Source organism: uncultured Arthrobacter sp. (genome assembly GCF_902805515.1).
GTDB lineage: Bacteria > Actinomycetota > Actinomycetes > Actinomycetales > Micrococcaceae > Arthrobacter_D.
Genome location: NZ_CADCTE010000167.1, coordinates 1 through 6,214, shown reverse-complemented (window position 1 = coordinate 6,214; position 6,214 = coordinate 1). Strand labels below are relative to the sequence as shown.

Here is a 6,214-nt window from a genome sequence, read left to right as displayed (position 1 = left end):
AGGGCCACCTGCTTGGAGCGGACCTGCCCGTTGGAGAGCAGGTTGCCATCGGGGCCGATGGACAGGCCCATGGAGGTGACGAGTTCCTCGCGGATGGAGTCAAGCGGCGGGTTGGTCACCTGCGCGAAGGACTGCACGAAGTAGTCGAACAGCAGCCGGGGCCGCTTGGAGAGCACCGCCACGGGCGTGTCGGAGCCCATGGCGCCCAGCGGTTCGGCGCCGGTCCTCGCCATCGGTCCGAGCAGGATCCTCAGTTCCTCCTGCGTGTAGCCGAAGGTCCGCTGCCGGCGGTTGATCGAGGCCTTGGTGTGGACCACGTGCTCGCGCTCGGGCAACTCCTCGAGGGAGATGAGGTTCTCGCGCACCCAGTCGGCCCACGGGTTGGCGGCGGCGACCTCGGCCTTGATCTCCGAGTCCTCGATCAGGCGGCCGATCTCGGTGTCCACCAGGAACATCTTGCCCGGGGAGACCCGCCCCTTGCGGACCACGCGGCCGGGGGCGATGTCGACGACGCCGACCTCGGAGGCAAGGACGACGAGGCCGTCCTCGGTGACCCAGTACCGCGCCGGGCGCAGCCCGTTGCGGTCAAGGACGGCCCCGACGAGCCGGCCGTCGGTGAAGGAGACGGCGGCCGGTCCGTCCCAGGGCTCCATAAGCATTGAGTGGTACTGGTAGAAGGCCCGGCGGGCGGGGTCCATGGTGGCGTGGTTTTCCCAGGCCTCGGGGATCATCATCATGATCGAGTGGGTGATCGGCCGCCCGGAGAGGGTCAGCAGCTCGGCGACCTCGTCGAAGGAGGCCGAATCGGACGCCCCGGGGGTGCAGATCGGGAAGAGTTCCTCGGGCGAGTCCCCCAGCAGCGGGTTCGCGAGCTGGGACTGCCGGGCCCGCATCCAGTTGCGGTTGCCCTTGACGGTGTTGATCTCCCCGTTGTGCGCGATGGTGCGGAACGGCTGGGCCAGCGGCCAGGAGGGGAAGGTGTTCGTCGAGAACCGGGAGTGGACGATGCCGAGCCGGGTCTTGAACCGCGAATCGGAGAGGTCGGGGTAGAACGGCTCGAGCTGGGCGGTGGTAAGCATGCCCTTGTAGACCATCGTCTTCGAGGACAGCGAGGGGAAGTAGACCCCGTACTTGTTCTGGGCCCGCTTGCGCACCCGGAAGGCCATGGCGTCAAGGTTGGTGCCGGCGCCCTCGACGGGGGCGAGGAACACCTGCTCGAAGTGGGGCATGCACGCCCGGGCCATGGCGCCGACGAGGTCGGCGACGATGGGCACGACCCGCCAACCGAGCACCGCCAGCCCTTCGGACGCGGCGATCGACTCGATGCCGGCGCGTGCCGTCTCCTGCTCCTTGTCCTCGGCCGGGAGGAACGCCGTCCCCACCACGTAGGAGCCGGCCGGCGGCAGCTCGAAGTCGACGACCGCGCGGAAGAACTCGTCCGGGACCTGGGTGAGCAGCCCGGCTCCGTCGCCGGTGCCCTCGTCGGCGCCCACGGCGCCGCGGTGCTCAAGGTTGCGCAGCGCGGTCAGGGCGGCGTCGACGATGTCGTGGCCGGGCACACCGCGCAGGGTGGCGATGACCGCCAGCCCGCAGGCGTCCTTCTCGTTCTCCGGGTTGTAGAGCCCGGAGGCGGGTGGAAGCGCGGCGAAACGCTCGAAGGGCGATGGAGCGGTGCCGGTCTCCCCGTCGGTCGGAGCGGAGCCGGCGGCCTCTCCCGGATCGGGAGCGGTGTTCGGGTGTTCAGCGGTCATTCGAAGAGTCCTTCCCCCAGAATGGAGCGTCGGGAGGGGACGGCCTTGGCCCCAGGGCGCCCACGGGCGCCGGTCGTACTTGTCGAAAGCGTGTTCCGGGACGGCGGTGGCGCGGGGCGGAGACAGGAGTCGCCGTGCCGCGCCGGCAGCCGTAGGTAGCGGCGCCGGAGGGGTGGCCCGGCCGGTACCCGGTGAGCCACGTCGGTGTGGTCCGGAAGCGTCCTTTAGGGGCGGTGGCCCGGGGACTGTGTTCGGGAGGCCGAGTCCCGTGGCTCCGCCTTCGCGGGGTCCTGCGACCCGGAGGTCACTGAGGAGCCATGTGTTTCCGAAAGATTACCACGGTCGTTTTCCGGCGTCGCCGAGGCGTCCGCCCCGTGGACATCCGCGTCGTCCGCAGCGCCGGAAGTGCTCCCAGTGCCGGAAGTGCTCCCAGCGCCGGAAATGCTCTCCGCGCCGGTGGCCTTCGCGTCGGCGGCCTTCGCGCCGGTGGCTCCCGCGCCGGCCTTCGCTTCGGCCGTCCCGTCGCCCACGGCGTCGGCGGCCGGCTCCCGGCCGGGCAGGTACACCGAGGGGGTGCCGGCCCCGCGGAGGCGGCGGCTAAGGTACACGAGGATGGCCACGGAGGCGAGGAACACGACGATGGAGACCCAGACGTTGAGGCGTGCGGTGATCCCGAACAGGGAGACCATCTCGGCGTCGTCGATCCGCAGCGCCTCGATCCAGACCCGCCCGAGGGTGTAGTAGGCGGCGTACAGCCAGAACATCCGCCCGCCGCGCAGCCCAAAGCGGCGGTCGGCCAGCAGCAGCAGCGCCACCCCGGCGAGGCTCCACAGGGACTCGTAGAGGAAGGTGGGGTGGAAGAGGGTGCCGGGCTCGGCGGAGGCGGGGAACGCCGCGTTGTCGGCGTCGATCTCCAGGCCCCACGGCAGGTCGGTCGGTGCGCCGTAGAGTTCCTGGTTGAACCAGTTGCCCCAGCGCCCGACGGCCTGGGCGAGCAGCACGCCGGGTGCGGCGGCATCGGCGAAGGCCGACAGGCGGATCCCCGCCCGGCGGCAGCCGATCCACGCCCCGACGGCGCCGAGGGCCACGGCCCCCCAGATGCCGAGGCCGCCCAGCCAGATCTGGGGAATGAGCGAGAGATCCCCGTCGGGGCCGAAGTAGGCGTCGGGCGAGGAGAACACGTGGTAGAGCCGGCCGCCGATGATCCCGAAGGGCACGGCCCAGACGGCGACGTCCCAGACGGCCTCGGGCCGGCCGCCGTAGCGGGCGAACCGCTTCTGCGTCAGCCACAGGGCCAGGATGATGCCCAGCAGGATGCACAGGGCGTAAAGGTGAATGGTCAGCGGGCCGAGGCTGAAGCTCGCCCATTCCGCGGGCGGGCTGGGAATCGACGCCGGGACCGGCATGGGGGCTGAGACGGCGTTCATGAGGGGTTCTTTCCGGTTCCGGTGCTGAGGTCCTTGCACAGGGCGGCCACGGCGGGCACCCCGCCGTCGCGCAGTGCTGCCACCAGCGCGGTGCCGACGATGACCCCGTCGGCGTAGCCTGCGATCTCCGCGACCTGCGCGGCACTTGAGACGCCGAGGCCGACGCAGACGCGCTCGGCGCCGGCGGCGTGGGCGTCATCGACGACGGCGCGGGCGGCAGCGCCCACGGAGGTGCGCGCCCCGGTGATGCCCATGACCGAGACGCCGTAGACGAAGCCGCGGCTGGCCTCCACGGTGCTGCGCATCCGTGCCGGCGAGGTCGAGGGCGCCACGAGGTACACGCGGTCCAGGCCGAACTCGTCGGAGACGGCCATCCACTCGGCGGCCTCGTCGGGGATCAGGTCCGGGGTGATCAGTCCGGCCCCGCCGGCCTCGGCCAGGCGGGAGGCGAACTCGCGCACGCCCATGCGCATCACGGGGTTCCAGTAGGTCATGACGAGGACCGGGACATCGGTGGCGCTGGTGATGCCGCGGACGACGTCGAAGATCTGGGGCACGGTGAACCCTGCGGCGAGGGCCTGGACGGTGGCGTCCTGGATGACCCGGCCGTCCATGACCGGGTCGGAGTAGGGGATGCCGATCTCGATCAGGTCGACGCCGTTGGCCGCCATGGCCAGGGCCGCCTCGATGGTGGTGGGCACGTCGGGGAACCCAGCGGGCAGGTAGCCGATCAGGGCCGCGCGCCCCTCGGAGCGGGCCTTCTCGACCGCCGCTGCGGCCTTGGACGACAGGGTCTTCACAGCTGCTCCCCTTCCTGGGCGATTTCCTGCTCGGCGCTGTCGTCGGGCAGCAGGTCGAAGTACTCCGCCGCCGTCGCGACGTCCTTGTCGCCGCGCCCCGAGAGGTTGACGATGATGACCTTGTCACCGGCCTGCTCGCCGGGGGCGAGGTCCGCGGCGAGGCGCTGGCCGACCTTCAGCGCCCCGGCCAGGGCGTGGGCGGTTTCGATGGCGGGGATGATCCCCTCGGTGCGGCACAGCAGCTGAAACGCGTCCATGGCCTCGCGGTCGGTGACCGGCTCGTAGGAGGCCCGGCCGATGTCGGCGAGGTAGGCGTGCTCGGGGCCCACGCCGGGGTAGTCGAGGCCGGCGGAGATGGAGTGGGACTCCATCGTCTGCCCGTACTCGTCCTGCATGAGGTAGGAGCGGGCGCCGTGGAGCACCCCGGGCCGGCCGAGGGTGATGGTGGCGGCGTGGCGTCCGGATTCAACGCCGTCGCCGCCTGCCTCGAAGCCGTAGAGGCGCACGGAGGGGTCGTCAAGGAAGCCGTGGAAGATGCCGATGGCGTTGGAGCCGCCGCCGACGCAGGCGCAGACGGCGTCGGGAAGCTTCCCGGTCTGCTCGAGGATCTGGGCGCGGGCCTCCTCGCCGATCACCTCGTGGAAGTAGCGGACCATCGCCGGGAACGGGTGGGCGCCGGCGGCGGTGCCGAGCAGGTAGTGGGTGCTGTCCACATTGGCCACCCAGTCACGCAGCGCATCGTTGATGGCGTCCTTGAGCGTCTGGGAGCCGTTGGTCACGGGAATGACCTCCGCACCGAGGAGCTGCATGCGGGCCACGTTGAGGGCCTGGCGCCGCGTGTCCTCGGCGCCCATGTAGACGACGCACTCGAGGCCCAGGAGGGCGGCCGCCGTGGCGCTGGCCACTCCGTGCTGACCGGCACCGGTCTCGGCGATGACCCGGGTCTTTCCCATCCGCTTCGCCAGCAGTGCCTGCCCGAGGACGTTGTTGATCTTGTGCGACCCGGTGTGGTTCAGGTCCTCGCGCTTGAGGAACACGCGCACGCCCCCGGCGTGGGCCGCGAAGCTCTTTGCCTCGGTCAGCAGCGAGGGCCGCCCGGCGTAGGTGCTGTTGAGCTCGGTGATCTGCGCCGTGAACTCCGGGTCCTTCTTCGCAGCCTCGAACGTCTCCTGCAGCTCGTCGAGGGCGGCAATGAGCGACTCGGGCATCCAGCGTCCGCCGTAGGCCCCGAAGTAGGGTCCCGGCGCGTGGCGCAGGCTCTCATGGTCGGACGCGCTGTGGGCGTCGTGGCTCAGGAAGGCCTCCGCGGCGTCGCTGTCGATCTCGGCGTGCGGTGCCGCCCCTGAAACCCGTGGTCCGGCTGGCTGGTGGATGTCGGTCATTGGCTTGTCCTGTCGTGGAGTGATCAGGGGCCGGCGAAAGCCGGCCATTGGTGCTGCTGGGTCGGTCCGGGAACCGTGGGAAGGGCCTACCCCCGGCGGGGGGCGTCCCGGTAGGGGCTCATCGCTGCCGCAGCCCCCGGCGGGCCGCGGCGCCGGCGGAACGGAACTGCGCAACCGCTGCCGCCGGGTCGTCGCCGCGGACGAGGGCCTCGCCGACGAGCACTGCGTGCGCGCCCAGCGCGGCGAATTCCTCGACGTCGGCCACGCCGCGTACACCCGATTCGGCGACGGTGACCGCGCCCTGCGGGATGCGGCCGGCCAGCTCGGCGAAGACCGACCTGTCGATCTCCAGCGTCTTGAGGTTCCGCACGTTGACGCCGATGATGCGGGCGTCCAGGGCCGCGGCCCGTTCCACCTCGTCGGCCGTATGGGTTTCGACGAGCGCGTTCATTCCCAGTTCGTGGGTCAGGCCCAGGAAGTGCTCGAGCTGGGTGTCGGTCAGCGCCGCCACGATGAGCAGGACGAGGTCCGCGCCGTGGGCCCGCGCCTCAAGGATCTGGTAGTCCTCGACGGTGAAGTCCTTGCGCAGCACCGGGATGTCCACGCTGGCGCGGACGGCGTCGAGATCGGCAAGGGACCCGTTGAACCGGCGCTGCTCCGTGAGGACGCTCACCACCGACGCGCCGCCGGCTTCGTACCGGGCCGCCAGGGCCGCAGGGTCCGAAATCGCGGCGAGTGCTCCCTTGGAGGGGCTGCTGCGCTTGACCTCGGCGATCACCTGGAGCGATCCGTCGTTCCCGCGCAGCGCCTCGAGGGCGTCAACGGCAGGCGTCCGGTCCGCTGCGCGGGCGCGG

The 6,214-nt window shown here is 71.2% G+C and carries 5 protein-coding genes; all 5 read right to left on the bottom strand.

Annotation, left to right across the window (positions count from 1 at the left end; all coding sequences use genetic code 11):
- A partial coding sequence (locus tag QZX79_RS15455; protein WP_294569620.1) for a glutamate synthase central domain-containing protein occupies positions 1 to 1,751 on the bottom strand: 1,751 nt, incomplete at its 3' end.
- A gap of 224 nt (positions 1,752 to 1,975) precedes the next feature.
- The gene (gene lgt / locus QZX79_RS15450) at positions 1,976 to 3,178 is read right to left on the bottom strand and encodes a prolipoprotein diacylglyceryl transferase (RefSeq protein WP_294569618.1); all 1,203 of its coding nucleotides are present in this window, start codon (positions 3,176 to 3,178) and stop codon (positions 1,976 to 1,978) included.
- Entirely contained in the window at positions 3,175 to 3,978 is an 804-nt protein-coding gene (gene trpA, locus QZX79_RS15445; protein WP_294569615.1) for a tryptophan synthase subunit alpha, read from the bottom strand. Before trpA ends, lgt begins: the two co-directional genes overlap by 4 nt.
- Positions 3,975 to 5,360, bottom strand: a complete 1,386-nt coding sequence (gene trpB / locus QZX79_RS15440; RefSeq protein WP_294569614.1) for a tryptophan synthase subunit beta — start codon at positions 5,358 to 5,360, stop codon at positions 3,975 to 3,977. Before trpB ends, trpA begins: the two co-directional genes overlap by 4 nt.
- A 118-nt stretch (positions 5,361 to 5,478) precedes the next feature.
- On the bottom strand, positions 5,479 to 6,214 hold a 736-nt coding region (gene trpC / locus QZX79_RS15435; RefSeq protein WP_294569612.1), incomplete at its 5' end, for an indole-3-glycerol phosphate synthase TrpC.

Excerpts from the sequence above, each read along its gene's own strand:
- trpB (WP_294569614.1), bottom strand. The coding sequence starts at position 5,360 with ATGACCGACATCCACCAGCCAGCCGGACCACGGGTTTCAGGGGCGGCA.
- lgt (WP_294569618.1), bottom strand. The coding sequence starts at position 3,178 with ATGAACGCCGTCTCAGCCCCCATGCCGGTCCCGGCGTCGATTCCCAGC.